Raw genomic sequence first — 15,551 nt, forward strand, 5'->3', positions numbered from 1 at the left:
AGCCGGACACCCGACTGGGCCAACTTCCTACCGGACTTTAAGCGCAATGGCCCCGAGTTTCACCACGGGTCCTTGGCCGTTGCTCAACTGAGCCGTGATGTTCTCGATCACGATCTTATCCCCCGGCCTCACCTTGGCGAGCACCTGCTTGATATCCGAGCTGAACGCCGCCCCTTGGCACACATGATCGATCGGATTGCTGCTGCCGCGCTGAAAGCTGAACGTGTAGCTCTTCGCCGTCCACACATCCCCGAACTCGGTGTTCGTCTTCACCGCCACTCCCGGGGCGTTCTTCAAGTCATTGAGCGCGATCCAGGTGTCGGCAGAGCCCTTGTCCCTCACGTATGCTGAGGGCGGAGGGAGGTTCTTCACCCTGAATACAACCGGCCCGATCCTGCGCGTGCTGCCATCGGGCAAGGTGGCGGTGGCGAAAACCTCGGCCTTGGAGTCGGTCATGCCCGTGGCCACCCAGCCATTGCCGCTGCGCGTGATCCGGCCCGTGCTGATGCCGGCTTGGATCCGTTCGGCCGGAACACCAGGCACCGATAGCTCGATGGGGTTCTCGACCCCGCGATAGAGCACATTCATCTTGGTGGGGCTGGCCACTAACAGCGGCGCCATCACCTGGTATGAAGCCGCGTAAGGGATCTCCTCGATGCCCTTGGGGCCATCGAACCGGATCGAGCCCTCCACGCGCTGCTCACCGATGGCGTCGCCGCGCACGCAGAGCTTGGCTTTGCCATCGGCGCCAGTGGGCAACTCTTGCCCGTCCTTCAACCTGACTTGCGCCGGATTGCGCGGATCATAAGCGGCCAGGAAGACATCGGCACGGAAGGAATCGCCGAGCATGATCAGGCTGCTCTGCGGCACCACGGCGGTGGTGAGCGTGCTGAAGCGGTAATCCTCGAGCTCGGCGCCGCGATAGAGCCACTTCACCATATCGTTCTCCGCAGCGCGCACATCCGCTTGGAGCTTGCTGAGCGTTGCGATGCCCGCCGCCAAGGGCACATCATAGAAGTTGATGCTCTCCCAGTTGTTGAGCGTGCCGCTGGCATCACGCCGGTCGCTGAAGTCGAAGAGGGCATCGAGCGAAGCTGATAGTGGCTGGCCCTTCTCACCCGCCAATCCCTTCAGGCTGTCTCGGAACGCCGTGATGCGCATGCGGATGCCGTGCGCGGTGCCATCGCCGGTGCGCGGCGATCCGGGCTCGCTGCCCACGAGCGCATGCGTGAGCACATCGCGGTCGTCCTTCTTCTCCAGCATGAGCAGCGCACGCAGCGTGTCGCGGCCATTGGCATCGGTGCCACGCAGGAGCCTGGGCGCCAGGCCATCGGCCTTGGCGATGGTGGCGGTCTTGATGCCCTCGAGATGCCGCACGATCGAATCGGCCATGGCCTTCACGCGCAACGCTTCTTGGTGCTTCGCCGCGAATTTGTCGGGGAATCGCGTAGCCATATCGGCGAACACGGCGTACTCCACTTGCGAGCGTTGCTCATGGGCGCGTTCGCTCCGCACGAGCTCGGCATCCATGATGGCAAAGGCGTCGAGCACCTCCTTGCTCACGTTCAGCGCGAGGATCGCGGTGAGCACGAGGTACATCATGTTGATCATCTTCTGGCGGGGCGGGAGCTTCGCGGAGGCCATGGCGCTGCGGGTTGATGAGGGTGCGGCATGCACCATCGATCAACCAATGCCATCAATGAGCGCTGGTAACGCTCAGGCCGGATTCTCCTCCCCCAGCTCCTCCATCCGCAGCGAAGCCTCTTCCCACTCCTTCATCGTCGCAGCGATGCGCTCCGCCACTTCGCCCATGCGCGCATAGCCCTTCTCCACTTCGGCTGCGGGCATGCCGCTGCGCATCACTTCGGCCTGCAAGCTCTTCTCTTCCGCTTCCAATTCAGCGAGCTGCTTCTCCAGGCGCGCCACCTGCGACTGCATACGCTTGCGCTCCTTGTCGCGCTCGCGGCGATCGGCATGCTCGCTCTTGTCGGTTCTCTCGGCCTTGGTCTTCGGCTGCGCCGCGCTGCTCTTGCCGATGTCGGCGCCCTGCAGGGCCTTGCGCTTCTCGATCAGCTCGAGGATGTCCATGTGCTGGTCGCGGATGCGGTGATCGTCGAGCTCGAGCAAGCGATTGGTGAGGCCGGTGAGGAAGTCGCGGTCGTGGCTCACGAGCAGGAAGGTGCCCTCGTAGTTCTTCAGCGCGTTCTTCAGCACATCCTTGCTCTGGATGTCGAGGTGGTGGGTGGGCTCATCAAGGATGAGGAAGTTGAGGGGCTTCAGCAGCATGCAGCAGAGCGCCAACCGGGCGCGTTCGCCACCGCTGAGCACCTTCACCTTCTTGTCCACATCATCGCCGCTGAACATGAATGCGCCGAGCATGGCGCGAACGCGTACGCGGTTCTCTTCGCTGGCGGCATACTCAGCGGTCTCCATCACCGTGCCCGCCGGATTCATTCGTTCCGGCATGTCCTGCGCGTAGTAGCCCACGATCACGTTGTGCCCGAGCTTGATCTCGCCATCGTAGGGCTCCTCGCCCATGATCATGCGCACCAGGGTTGACTTGCCCGTGCCGTTGGCGCCCACCAGTGCGAGGTGCTCGCCCTTGGCGATGGTGAGCTCAGCTTTGCGGAAGATCTCCTTGGTCTGCTCCGGATGCTTCCGATCAGGATAGGACTTGCTCACGCCCTTCACCTCGCACACGATCTTGCCGCTCTGCGGTGCAGGCGGGAACTTCACCAGCATCTTCCGCAGGTCCTCGTCTTCCACTTCAATGCGCTCGAGCTTGTCGAGCTTGGTGATCAGGCTCTGCGCGAACGCGGCCTTGCTGGCCTTCGCCCTGAACTTGTTGATCAGATCGGTGGTCTCCTTGATGTAGCGCTGCTGGTCCTTGGCTTGCGCGGCCTGCTGCTCGCGCTCCACCTTGCGCAGCTCCACATACTGGCTCCAGGGCACCTTGCGGTCGATGAGCTTGCCGCCCACGACCTCCAGCGTGCGCTTGGTGAGCCGGTCCAGGAAGGTCTTGTCGTGGCTGATGAGCACCAGGGCCGCCGGATAGGTGCGCAGGAGATCCTCGAGCCATTGGATCGCGGGGAGATCCAAATGGTTGGTGGGCTCATCGAGCAGCAGCAGGTCCGGCTGGATCAGCAGCAGCCGCGCGAGCTCCGCGCGCATGCGCCAGCCGCCGCTCATCTCGCTCATCAGCCGGTGCATGTCCTTCTCCACGAAACCGATGCCCTTGAGCATGCGCTCGATCTGCATGTCGTGGTCCGCGGCGCCGATCGTGTTCAATCGCTCATGCGCATGCGCCAGCATCGTGGCGAGCTCTATCGCCTCCTCGTCAGTGGTGGCCTTCTCAAGCGCCATCTCGATCCGCTCCAGCGAAGCGTTCAGGGCGATGGCCTCTTCGAAGGCTTTCTCCGCGACCTGCCAGGGCGTGAGCTCAAGGTTGTGGGCCATCTCCTGTGGGAGATAGCCCAAGGTGAGCTCATTGGGCTTGCCGATGGTGCCGCCGTCAAAAGGCTGCTGACCGGCCATGATCTTCAGCAAGGTGCTCTTGCCGGCACCATTGCGGCCAACAAGGCCGATGCGGTCGTCGCTCCCGATGAAGAAGGAGACGGCATCGAACATAGGCCGCTGGCCGAAGTGGAGGGTAAGGCCCTGTACGGTGATCATAGCCTGTGAAAGGGCCGCGAAAGTAGCCGATTGGCCCCGGGCGGAGCTTCATCAGCAAATCCAGAGGTCGTGCTCGAATGGGAAGCGGCGCTCTTTAATCGCTTCGCCTTCGAGCAGTCCGTCCAATCCTTGGGCATGCTCCCTGATGCGCCGGTCGCGAGCGTTGCTCTCCTTTACCAAGAAGCTGCTGAAGCGCCTCGACTCAAGCCATTGATCGACGGTGGTCCGGCCACCATCATTCCGAGGATTGAATTCCTCGGCATTGGCCAGCACATGCCGAAGCTCCGGGTCGTAGAGCCGGAAAAGCGGTGCGTGGCCGCGCAGTTCGCCGTCCTCACCGCGCACTTCTTTCATCGGGGCGATGCCGATGATGCGCTCGTCCATCACGCCGCGCTGCTTTTCGAAGACCCAATCCTCCTTGATCTGATCGCGCGTGACCTGCACTGCGGTGATGGGATCGGGCTGCGCCACGGGGAAGGGCATTTCCGGGTCGTCGAGGCTCGGTGTCCACACATTCACCATGGGGTTCAGCACCGAGTCGACTTCACCACGGAGCATCGGGTGGTTCAAGGAGTCGTCGTTGGCCAGCACGCCAGGCGCATGCACTGTGAGCGTAACGTCCTTCAACAGGGCTGGGCGGATCACATCGAAGAGGCTGCGATGGCCTTGGGCCGGTTCCAACGGGAAGATGAACGGGGGGTGATCTTCTCCCGCACATCGAGCACGCGCCTTACGCACTTGCAGAAGAGCACATCGGCTTCCCGAAGGAGTGCAAGGGGAACGGGGCGTCGCGTGGGAGCGTGCTCACGGATGTACGCGCCGTCGAGCAGGTGCTGGGTGAATGCAGCATGGCCGATCGAGCCAAGGATGAAGGTGAGGATCCACGTGCGCATGGGGGTGGTATCCCGTTAATGCATGCGCGCTCGAAAGGGGACCCTCAATAATGCCAGAGGTCGAATCCAATGGCCTCGAGCTGCCGGCGAACTGCATCGCTCTCCAGCAGTGCATCGAGGCTCATGCTGGTGCCGTTGATCGCGCGATCCTGCATGTTGCTCACCTTGGTGATGGTTCCACGGAAGAGGCGTCGGTTTAAGACTGTCTCGAAGGTCACCGGCGATCCTTCGGGGCCTTTTCCGGCCACCCACCACGCGAACAGCTGTCGGCATTCCGGGTAATAGAGCCAGAACATAGGGCGATAGCCGCGTAATTCGCCCAGTTCGCCACGAACCTCTTTCATGGGCGCCAGTCCGATGATGCGCACTTCCATCACCGAACGCGCTTTGTCGAATATCCAATCCTCCTTGATCATGTAGCGGCTGACGGCGATTCCAGGCAGGGTGTCCAAAGCCGCTAGATCGTGCATGAGCGGAGTTCTCCCGAGGACGGTGCGGAATCCATCATCCAATCCATCCCCGCCCGCAAGGAAGGCCCTGATGCCTCCTTCATCTCGCACACCGTGACGGATCACCTCAATCAGGCTGCGACAGCGCGTGGCGCCAACAGCAGGTCTTGCGAGCAATTGGTTCGTCGGTTCGGATAGGTCGATCACGCGCCAAACGCGCCGATGCCACATCACGTCGGCTTCGCGCAGCGGGGCGTACGGCCTTACGATGCCATCGCCACGGCAGGGATCATCTGGATCCAGCGTGCCCTGCGCCACGGCCGGTCCGCATGCGCAAAGGGCAATGAAGAGTAATCCGCTCCGGAGGGGCATGATCGGACAACGTCCGGAACCGTCATGAGCGTACTTGAACGACGAAGCCCCGGGGTCGCCGGGGCTTCGCAATAAATGCGGATCGGATCAGAAATTCCAGAGATCGTGCTCGAGCTCGAAGAGCGCTTGCTTGATCTCCTCGCCCTCGAGCAAAGCATCGAGGCCTGTCTTGTAATCACTGATCTGGCGGTCGTACACATTGCTCCACTTGGTGATGTAGCTGCTGAACTGCCGCTTCCAGAAGATGTCCTCGAAGCTGCGGCGTTCTGCATCATTCTCACGGTTGAAGGCATCCCAGTTCGCGAACACGTAACGGCACTCGGGGTAGTAGAGCCAGAAGAGCGGACGGTAGCCGCGCACCTCGCCATCCTCGCCGCGCACCTCTTTCATCGGCGCCAGGCCGATGATGCGGATGTCGAGGGTGCTGCGCTGCTTGTCGAAGATCCAATCCTCCTTGAGCTTGTACATCTTGATGTCGCGGCTCTCGAGGTCGATGGTCTGCACCACCATCTCCATGTCGCCGGTCACAAGGCTCTCAGTGTACTGAGTATCGAGTCGGCTGAAGAGGTCCTTCAGCTCGGTGGGCAGGAAGGCCTTCTTGAACTCGTCATCATCGGCTAGCGCGCCGGGGTCGTAGGCGGTGATCGAGCCATCGACCATAAGGCCCTGACGAATCACATCGAATAGGCTGCGGCGGTCATTGAGCGGACTGGTGGGGTAATACAGCGGGTGGTTGATCTTCTCACGCAGGTCAAGCGTGCGCCAGACGCGACGGTGCCACATCACGTCGGCCTCACGGATGTGCGTGTAAGGCACAACGCGCTTGGTCTTCGTGTGCTCCTTGATGTAGGCGCCATCGAGCACTGTCTGGGCCATCGCGCCGGGCGTGGCCAAGGCACCAGCCAGAAGGGCCAGCGCCATCATCAGGTTCATCAGCTTCCTCATCGCCGCTGTGATTTGGTTCTAGCGTACGTTACACCACCTTGAACGAGAGCGAGCCCAGGTTCCGCACGGTGCCGTCCGGTCCCCTGGCCTTGATGCCCTCGATGTACACCTTCTGGCCGGGCTTGGCCTTCTTGAACATCTCCTTCATCTGGCTGCTCACAGCAGGGCCCTTCGTCATCTGCTCAAGCGGGGTGCCGCCCACGATCATGGTCACCTTGAACTCCACCACCTCGAACTTCAGGTCGAAATCAAAGTCCACCATCTTCGCGATCACGCCAGCCGCAGCAGTGAGCTCTGCCTTCTTGATGTTCTCATCGTTCACGCTTTTTCCCGCGAAATAGGGTTGCGGGTTGGGCACGTTCTTCACGCGGAACTTCATCGGCGGCATGGTCTTCTTTGACCCATCCGGATTGGTAACGGTAGCGCTCACATTTGCTTCGCTATCCTTACCAGGCTTCACGATCCAACCTTCACCGGACCTGGTCAACGAACCGTTGGTCATTGAAGGCTGAACCAGCTTATCGCTGTACCCGGACACGCTGATGCTCACCGGGTTATCCACCCCGCGATAGAACACGTTCATCTTGGTCGGGCTCACCACCAGCGTGGGAGCTGCCACTTCGTACTCCGTGTAGAACGCTTCGATCTGCTCCTCGCCGCCGACGGGCTTGTACTTGATGATACCGCTTACCTGGTTCAAACCAGCGCTGCCGGCCTGGCGCTCCAGTATCGCCTTAGCACCATTCATGGGCAGCTTCTCGCTCTCACCGATGATCTTCGGCGGCGTGGAGGTCGTATCCACTTTCGCGCCGGGCTTACAGATCCAAACCTCTGGCGCATTCTGGTCATCATAGGCACCAAGGAAGATCTCGGCCATGTACTTCGACCCTACGGTCACATAGCTGCTCTGCGGCTTAACGATGGCCGTGAGCTTATTGAACTTGAAGCTCTTGCCTTCCACCGCGTCGAGCATGCGCTTCACCACTTCGCCTTCGGCGTTGCGCACATCCGCCTGCATCTTGCTCATGATGGTGATTCCTGCAGCGAGGGGCACGTGGTAGAAATTGATGCTCTCCCAGGTGTTATCCGTTCCGCCAGCGTCCTTACGGTTACTGAAGTCGAATAGACGATCCATGGCAGCGGCCAAGTCCGCATCCTCCGGGCGCAGGCCCTTCACCTTGTCGCGGAACTCCTCCATCTTGCGGCGAAGGTCCACCGCTGTGAAAGGCTCATCCTTGGGCTTCGCCGGCTCGCTGCCGATCATAAGGTTGGTGATCACGTTGTTGTCGTCCTTCTTGTTCACCTTCTCCAGGCTCATGATCCGGCCGTCTGCGAGCTGAACGCTGTCACGCGGGAGCTTTTCCGCTTCTGTGATCACGCGCACCTTGAGCGTATCGATGTACGCGATCAGGTCCGTGCCCATCTTCTTAACCACCTGCGCTTCCTTCCAGGCTGCTTCGTACTTGGTTGGATTCTCCTTCGCGTAGTCCTCGAAGGTCTTGTATTGCACGGCCATCTTCTCGTTGAGCGACAGCTTGGTGGTCTCCAAGCCATTGTTCACCGTCACGAAGCTGTCCAGGATCTCCTTGGATACGTTCAGCGCCAAGAGCGCCGTAAGCACCAAGTACATCATGTTGATCATCTTCTGTCTCGGGGACAGATTTCCACCGGCCATGGTTCAGGTCGTTTGGAGTTTCGGTTCAGGCTCGAGGTCGATCAGTTCACGCGCATGGCGCTGAGCATGTTGCCATAGACGGTGTTGAGCTTCTGCAGATTGTCGCTCAGCGCGGCGATGTTCTCCTTGTAGCGCTTGGTGTCGTCCACCGAGTTGCGCAGGTTGGTCATCATCTCGCCCATACCCTCGAACATCTGGTTCGCGGCCTCGAGCTTCTCGCGGCTGGTCTTCAACTGCAACTCATACATCTCGTTGAGCGCGGTCAGGTTCTGGCTCATCTGGCGCAGGCCCTCACCGGCATGACGACCGGCCTCCACGTTCTGTGTGAGCCCCGTGAGGCTCTCGCTGGCCTTCATGTAGGTCTCGCCCAGGTTGCTCACCTTGCTCGCGGCATCCTTCAGGCTAGTGGTGTAATCGTTTGTGGCCGAGGCTGCGCTGGTGATCTGGCCCATGCTCTTGGCATTGTCGCTCAGGCTGCGCATGCCATCACCAAGGCTAGCGATGAGCTCGGGTTCGATCTTGGCGCTCTCGAGCATATCGTCCAGCTGCTCGGTGATCGATCGCTGGTCCTCTTTCTTGAAGTCATCGCCCTCTGCCTTCTCGCCAGTGGCCAACTCCGGGTACACCAAGCTCCAATCGGGATCCTCATGCGGCGGCTCGAAAGCCGAGAAGAAGAAGATGATGGCCTCGGTGCTCAGACCAAGGATCAGGAAAAAGTCGGCCAAAGGCCAGTGCTGGATCTTGAAGAGCGCACCCACGATCACGACCGCTGCACCGAGTCCGTACAGCTTGGCCATGAAGTTCTTCCACTTCTTGCTGCCTGGTTTCATTGTTCTTCCTTGCGTTTGAGGTTCGTCTGGAGTGTTGGGAATGGCTGTTGAATGCGGCAGCGCTGGTTCAGTAACGGCCGCGGTTCACAGTAGGATCTAAAGGTCTTCGGCGTTCACGGCCTTGCCGCGGCCCAGGTAGGTCATCACTGACCGGAATCCGATATAGGCCTTGGTGGTGTCCTGGTACTCGTAGCTGCGCGTACCGGTCTGCATGTAGTACCCGATGTCCTTCCACGAGCCGCCACGAATCACTTTGCGCTTAAGTGACGGGGCATCGGTAGCGAGCGCATCGTAGGCGTACTCAGGGTTCAGGTCATGGGCGAAATCGTACACGCTTTCATCGTAGGCAGTGCTCGTCCATTCACTCACGTTGCCGGCCATCTGGTAAAGGCCGTAGTCGTTCGGGGTGTAGCTGTCCACCGGCACGGTGTGGAAACCTCCATCGTCCACGTAATTGCCATGCAGGGGCTTGAAGTTGCCGAGGAAGCAGCCTTGGCGGTTGCGCACATAGGGGCCGCCCCAAGGGTAGGGCGCCAAGTCCAAGCCGCCGCGAGAGGCGTACTCCCACTCGGCCTCGGTTGGCAGTCGAAAGCGGTTCACGAAGGCCTCTCCATTGTGCTCCAGCCAGCTGTTCATGAGTTGCGTGCGCCACACGTTGAAGGCATTGGCCTGCACCCAAGTGATGCCCACCACCGGATAATCGTCATAGGCTGGATGCCAGAAATAATTCTCGGTCATCGGCTCATTGAACGAGTAGGTGAAATCATGCACCCAAACCAGCGTGTCGGGATACACGTTGATCACTTCCTTGATGATGAATTTGCTGCGGTCACTATGTCCGCGAATCGCATTGTTCTGACCCTTGGTGTTGGTGTAGCTAAGATCCAGGTCGCGAGCCCAATTGCTCGGCGTGCCCTTGCGCGCGGCTTCCTTGAGGTCAATCCAGTAGTACTCGAACATGAGCTTGCGCGTGTCGAACTCTTTGCGACGGTAGAAGCGCTCGCTTTCGCTGAGGAACATATCGGCCAATGCCTCGCGCTCTTCATCGCCCCACCAATTGATCTTGGTCCTCCAATTCAGAACCGGCGGATCCAACTCCTCTCCGAATTCATCCTCTGTTGTAACGTGCTCACCGATATCCTCATCACCGAGGATCCGCTTCGCGATGGAGTCGCGGACGTACTCCACGAACTGGCGGTATTCGTTGTTGGTGATCTCCGTTTGATCGATGTAGAAGGCCTGCACCGAGACGGTCTTGCTCTTGTTGTTGATCGCGTATGGCACGTCCTGGTCGCTAGGACCCATGACGTAACTGCCCATGGGGATGTAATTCATCCCATACGGATCAATCTGAAACCAGCCGGGCCTGCCCAGCGCGCCAGTCAGTTGCCCCTGACCGCCTCCGCCACAGCTCGCCAGCAAGCCGATGGCACCGAGATACAAGATGGGACGTTGCATGTTCTTCCTGTTTTGCCGATCGGTTCTTCCTTGCAGGGACCCTTGACCTTCAGGCGATTCGGGTAAGCGAACACCTTGAGCCAAGCACTTTACGGCAGTTGAGGTTCAGTGGTTTCGGACGTTGATCAAAGGAAACGCGGGTGACTATGGCGCTGCACGTTGGGCGGTTTCACCAGCAAGGTGCAGAAATTCACCATGATCTCGTGGCTTCCGCTGCTGTAATTCCGGAGTTTCGAAGTGGTTACGTCGTAGCTGTATCCGATGCGCATCATCGACTTGGTGGTGGGCTTGAACTGGTAGCCGATGAGCGGGGCGATGAAGTCACTGGTGCTGTAGGAAACGCCCAGCCAGACCATGTTATTATAGAGGAAGTTGGCTGTGAGGTCGAACTGGGTCGAGGTCCCATCCATCTTGATCAGCGCGCTCGGCTGGAGGATGTACTTCTGATTCCCTTGAAGCGCCCAGTTGTAACCCGCCTGTACGAAATAATGCCGGCGCTGCTGGATGCTCACGTTGCGCAGTTCAACCTCCGTAAGGTGCGTGCTGCTGATACCGGCCCAGAGCGTCTTGCTCGTGTAGTAGATGCCAGCTGCAAGATCCCAACCCATGTCAGAATTTCCATTCGCCGGGATGGCATTATCACCAGGAACCCCATCGGTGGCAACCCATTTGTTGCCCAAGGTGTGGCTCATCATGCCAGCGGCAAGGCCGATTCCAAAAGTCCCTGGACCCAATCGACGATGGAAGGAGTAGCTCAATCGAGCATAGGTGCTCTTCTGCTGACCCAACTCATCCATGAACACAGAGAGGCCAACTCCGGAGCTGATTCTGGCGATCTTGCCTTGGGCGTTGAGCAGCGCGGTCTTCGGCGCGCCATCGAAGCCCGTCCATTGCTGGCGCAGCATCAAGGTGCCACAGAGCTCCCCGGACGTGCCGGCCACACCGGGATTGATGGACAGGCGATCGAACATGTACTGCGTGAACTTCGGGTCTTGCTGGGCGAACGACGCGCCCGCGATTGCCGCGCAGCAGATTGCAGTAGCTATCCCCCTCATGCTGGTTTTCCGTTCGGTTTGGAGCCTTACACACGCTGGGACAGGCAAAAGCCTGCCCCAGAACCGGCGCCAATATAGCAATTCCCCTTTCCTGCAAATTCCTGTTAAGCCCGGCGCGGGATTAAGCGTTGGGCCAACACGACAGAAGAGGTCCGCTCAAGCTAGTTTCTGGAAGGTCCGCCACCAGCGATCAGGCACTTCTTCCCGACAGGCTGCTTGGTAATCCGAATAGGAGCATGGCACGAGATGATGCCTCTCGAAGCGGGCCTCCTGCTCGGCCTTGTAGGGCACGTCCATCCACCAGCGGTCGCTCACCGAGCTCTTATAGAAGACCAGTTCCTGCTCGTGGCCACGTATCGGGATGCGGAATCGGGTGAAGCGCTTGCGGTCGAGCCAGGGCAGGTCGTTGGTACGGCTGCGAAAGCCATCGAGGAAGCACCAAACCATTTGGGCGGCCAATTGGGCGCTTACGCCTTCCTCGTCGCGACCCGGATCGAGCTCGTAGATTCCCAGCGAGCTGACCTTCTCGCTAACTCCCGCATACCGCATGAGCTGGCAGGCCTCGTCGCCGGCCAGTCCGTTCGGGCTTGGCCAAGTGGTTCCGGGGGCATCGGCGCGCCGGATTGCGCTCATGTCCACGCTCAATGTATCGGCATTGCGCAGCACTGGTTCGGCATCGGCGATATTCTGGCGCAGCTCCCCAAGGCGGTGGGTATCGAAGAGCAGCCGTTCCATCAATTCAATACCGGGCTGGTCAACGAAGTAAGTCTGATAACCCAGGTTGCTGTAGTTGAACAGGTAATTGGGCTGGCGGAGCACAATGTGGCTCAGATAGCTGGTATCGGCCAGGTTCTGCCCCGGCTCACCCAGATCGAATCGACTGTCGATGCAAACCAGATTCGCGGTGCGCTCGAGTTTCTCATAGGCCAGGTATTGACTGAACGTGTGGCCTTGGCCACCGCCTAGGAGCACCGGCACGATGTTCAAGCGCATCAATTCGGCGAGTGTCTCGGCCACAGCATGCTGTGTATCGGCTGCGGTGGCCCCGGAATGTATGTCCCCCAGGTCGATCAGCGGAACGGACGACGCGGGCTGATAAAGCCGATAGAGCTCTGCGCGGATGGCATCCGGGGCATTCACGCAAGCGCGCGGTTTGGCGTGGCCGGGATCATCGAGCACGCCGAAGAGGGCCACTTGCTTGCCTTCGAGCGATGGGAAGTCGCGGCCATGGCTGAAGAAGGCGGTTCCATCACCCAAGGTTTGACCGGCCCATTCCGGACGATTGCGCCCGAATCGCTCAGAGGGCTGGAAATAGATGCTGATGTCCATCGGCAGGTATCCGGAGCAGGCCGGCGAGCGCCTGCGAAAATGAACCGGGTATAGGCTCCGCGCATGGAGGCACCCGACTCAACTTCGCACAAGGCGATGTGAGCAGCTCTAAGGCTTCTTCTTCGTGGCCGGCTTGCGTGCCTTCTTCGCTGGCGCCTTGGCCGCGCTCCTGCCGGCGGTCTTCGATGCCACGCGTCCACCTTTCTTCCCGCCCTTCTTCTCTGGTGCAGCGGCTAACAGCGCCGTAGCCGCTTCCAACGTGAGCTCTTCCGGCTTCTGCTCCTTGGGCACGTTGGCGTTCTTGCTGCCATCCGTGATGTACGGCCCATATCGGCCCGCAAGCACCTGGATGCCTGAACCCTCGAATTCCTTCAGGATGTTCTGCCGAACGCCTGCCAGCTTGGCCTCGATCAGCTCGATGCCGCGTTCCAGCGTCACTGTCGGAGGCTCCTCGCCTTTCGGAATGTTGGCGTAGGTCTTCTGGTATTTCACGAAAGGTCCGAAGCGGCCACGGCCCACCACGAGCATCTCGCCCTTGTACTCGCCGAGGTCGCGCGTGGCACTGGCCGCCTTCTTCAGGTCGATGAGCTCCACAGCTCGTGCCAGCGAAATCTCGAGCGGGTCATCATCGGGCGTGAGGCTGGCGTAAGTGCTGCCCAACCGCACATATGGACCGAAGCGGCCAATGCCTACCGAGCACACTTCGCCATCGCGCTCTCCCAGGGTGCGTGGCAATTTGAAGAGATTCATGGCCTCCTCGAAGGTGACCGATGCGATGCTCTGGTCTTTACGCAGGCTGGCAAAGCGGGGCTTCTCCTCGTCCTCGGCGCTGCCGATCTGGATCATGGGACCGAAGCGGCCGATGCGGGCCACGACGTCCTTGCCGCTCACGGGGTCCTTGCCCAGGATACGGGCACCAGTAGCGCGTTCCGCGGTGTCCTTCACGGTGCCCAGTGTGGCGTGGAAGGGCTTGTAGAAGCGGGCGATCATCTCGCGCCAGTTCTCCTTGCCCTCGGCAATCACGTCGAACTCCTCCTCCACTTTCGCCGTGAAGTTCAGGTCCACGATCACGGGGAAGTGCTCCACGAGGAAGTCGTTCACTACCATGCCGATGTCTGATGGGAAAAGCTTCTGCTTCTCGGCGCCAGCGTTCTCACTGGCGGTCTTCTCAGCGATCTCACCCTCGGCCAAGGTGAGGATGCGGTAGGCGCGCGGCGTTCCATCGCGGCTCTCCTTCACCACGTAACCGCGCTTCTGCACGGTGCTGATGGTGGGCGCGTAGGTGCTCGGTCGGCCGATGCCGAGTTCTTCGAGTTTCTTCACCAGGCTCGCTTCGGTGTAGCGCGGCGCGGGGCGCTCGTAGCGCTGCGTGGCGGTCATCTCGCGGAGTTGCAACGCTTCGCCTTGGCGCATCTCGGGTAGCAGGCCTTCCTGTTCCTCGTCGCCCTCATCGTCGCGGCCCTCCATGTACACCTTGAGGAAACCGTCGAAGAGGATCACTTCGCCCTGCGCGCGCAATTGTTCGTTGGGGCGCGTGCTGATGTTGATGTCCACCACGGTCTTCTCCAGTTCGGCGTCGGCCATCTGGCTGGCCAGCGTGCGCTTCCAGATCAGGTCGTACAGGCGCTCGGCATCGGTGTCGCTGCCGGCATTGCGCACGGCCATGTCGGTTGGGCGGATGGCCTCGTGCGCCTCTTGCGCGCCTTTGCTCTTGCTGGTGAAACGGCGGCTCTTGCTGTAGCGCTCACCGTACTGCGTGCTGATCTGCCCCGCCGCTGCGGCGATGGCCTGCTCGCTCAGGTTCACCGAATCGGTACGCATGTAGGTGATATGCCCTTGCTCGTAGAGCCCTTGGGCAATGCGCATTGTGCGGTCCACGCCGTAGCCGAGCTTGCGGCTGGCCTCCTGCTGCAAGGTGCTCGTGGTGAAGGGCGCGGCTGGCGTGCGCTTGCCGGGCTTCTTCTCCACGGCGCCCACCGTGTACACTGCGCCGATGCATCCTTGCAGGAAGGCCATGGCCTCCGCCTCGGTGGCGAAGCGTGCGGGCAGCTCAGCCTTTACCGTGGCGCCTTTCTCCGTGATGAGCACCGCAGTGACCTTGAATGCGCTCTTGCTGTCGAAGCCGAGGATCTCGCGCTCACGCTCCACGATCAAGCGAACGGCAACGCTTTGCACGCGGCCCGCGCTGAGGCTGGGCTTCACTTTGCGCCAGAGCACGGGGCTGAGCTCATAGCCCACCAGTCGATCCAGCACGCGACGGGCCTGTTGCGCATCAACCAAGTGGATATCAATCGTGCGCGGGCTCTCCATGGCCTTGGTCACGGCCTGCTTGGTGATCTCATTGAATGTGATGCGCTTCACCTTTTCATCGCTGAGCTGCAAGGCTTCCTTCAGGTGCCAGCTGATGGCCTCCCCTTCGCGGTCTTCGTCGGTCGCGAGCCACACCATGGCTGCTTTGTCGCTGGCCTTCTTCAGTTCGGCCAACCGCCCTTTCTTGTCATCAGGGATGATATAGGTGGGCTCGAAGCCGTTCTCCACATCCACGCTCAGGTCACGCTCTGGAAGATCACGGACATGGCCATAGCTGCTTAGCACGGTGTATCCCTCGCCGAGATATTTCTCAATGGTCTTCGCCTTGGCTGGCGACTCCACGATCACCAGATCACCGCTCGCGTTCTTCTTGGCCATGCTTCCCCGAAGATTTTTCAGGGCGGCAAATAAAAGGGCGCCGCCCGCGATTCCTGACGACGATTCGCCTACCGCGGGCGCTTCCCCTTTAGGGGAAGGGAAATTTCAACACCTGGCGCATCCGAACCGAACGCGTGCCTCACGGGTTCTTGCAACAACCTCTGTCATGCGCGCGCCGCACACAC

At 60.4% G+C, this 15,551-nt stretch carries 12 protein-coding genes; all 12 read right to left on the reverse strand.

Annotation, left to right across the window (positions count from 1 at the left end; genetic code table 11):
• Window positions 1–27: 27 nt before the first annotated feature.
• Window positions 28–1,644 carry a gliding motility protein GldM gene (gene gldM, locus IPM12_00515; GenBank protein ID MBK9146279.1) on the reverse strand — a complete coding sequence of 539 codons (1,617 nt, stop codon included), beginning with the start codon at window positions 1,642–1,644 and terminating at the stop codon, window positions 28–30.
• 72 nt (window positions 1,645–1,716) lie between these two features.
• Window positions 1,717–3,672 carry an ATP-binding cassette domain-containing protein gene (locus IPM12_00520; protein ID MBK9146280.1) on the reverse strand — a complete coding sequence of 652 codons (1,956 nt, stop codon included), beginning with the start codon at window positions 3,670–3,672 and terminating at the stop codon, window positions 1,717–1,719.
• Between the two features lie 51 nt (window positions 3,673–3,723).
• Window positions 3,724–4,353 (reverse strand): gliding motility protein GldN, encoded by a 630-nt coding sequence (gene gldN / locus IPM12_00525; GenBank protein MBK9146281.1) that lies wholly within the window; start codon window positions 4,351–4,353, stop codon window positions 3,724–3,726.
• Window positions 4,314–4,565, reverse strand: a complete 252-nt coding sequence (locus IPM12_00530) for a hypothetical protein (GenBank protein MBK9146282.1) — start codon at window positions 4,563–4,565, stop codon at window positions 4,314–4,316. The genes gldN (IPM12_00525) and IPM12_00530 overlap by 40 nt, the downstream gene beginning before the upstream one ends.
• Window positions 4,566–4,609: 44 nt before the next feature.
• Complete coding sequence (gldN, locus tag IPM12_00535; GenBank protein ID MBK9146283.1) at window positions 4,610–5,386, reverse strand: gliding motility protein GldN; 777 nt, start codon at window positions 5,384–5,386, stop codon at window positions 4,610–4,612.
• Window positions 5,387–5,473: 87 nt separating this feature from the next.
• Entirely contained in the window at window positions 5,474–6,331 is an 858-nt protein-coding gene (gldN, locus tag IPM12_00540; protein ID MBK9146284.1) for a gliding motility protein GldN, read from the reverse strand.
• Between the two features lie 28 nt (window positions 6,332–6,359).
• Window positions 6,360–8,006 carry a gliding motility protein GldM gene (gldM, locus tag IPM12_00545; GenBank protein ID MBK9146285.1) on the reverse strand — a complete coding sequence of 549 codons (1,647 nt, stop codon included), beginning with the start codon at window positions 8,004–8,006 and terminating at the stop codon, window positions 6,360–6,362.
• 41 nt (window positions 8,007–8,047) lie between these two features.
• A complete protein-coding gene (gene gldL / locus IPM12_00550; protein ID MBK9146286.1) occupies window positions 8,048–8,836 on the reverse strand; it encodes a gliding motility protein GldL in 789 nt (262 codons plus the stop codon).
• 96 nt (window positions 8,837–8,932) lie between these two features.
• Entirely contained in the window at window positions 8,933–10,294 is a 1,362-nt protein-coding gene (locus tag IPM12_00555; GenBank protein ID MBK9146287.1) for an SUMF1/EgtB/PvdO family nonheme iron enzyme, read from the reverse strand.
• Between the two features lie 125 nt (window positions 10,295–10,419).
• A complete protein-coding gene (locus IPM12_00560) occupies window positions 10,420–11,349 on the reverse strand; it encodes a type IX secretion system membrane protein PorP/SprF (protein MBK9146288.1) in 930 nt (309 codons plus the stop codon).
• Window positions 11,350–11,505: 156 nt separating this feature from the next.
• Window positions 11,506–12,678, reverse strand: coding sequence for a formimidoylglutamase (locus tag IPM12_00565; GenBank protein ID MBK9146289.1), 1,173 nt, complete (start codon window positions 12,676–12,678; stop codon window positions 11,506–11,508).
• A 108-nt stretch (window positions 12,679–12,786) separates the two neighbouring features.
• Window positions 12,787–15,366: a type I DNA topoisomerase gene (topA, locus tag IPM12_00570; GenBank protein ID MBK9146290.1), complete on the reverse strand. Its 2,580-nt coding sequence runs from the start codon at window positions 15,364–15,366 to the stop codon at window positions 12,787–12,789.
• Between the last annotated feature and the right edge of the window lie 185 nt (window positions 15,367–15,551).

The organism is Flavobacteriales bacterium (assembly GCA_016716605.1).
Taxonomy (GTDB): domain Bacteria; phylum Bacteroidota; class Bacteroidia; order Flavobacteriales_F; family PHOS-HE28; genus PHOS-HE28.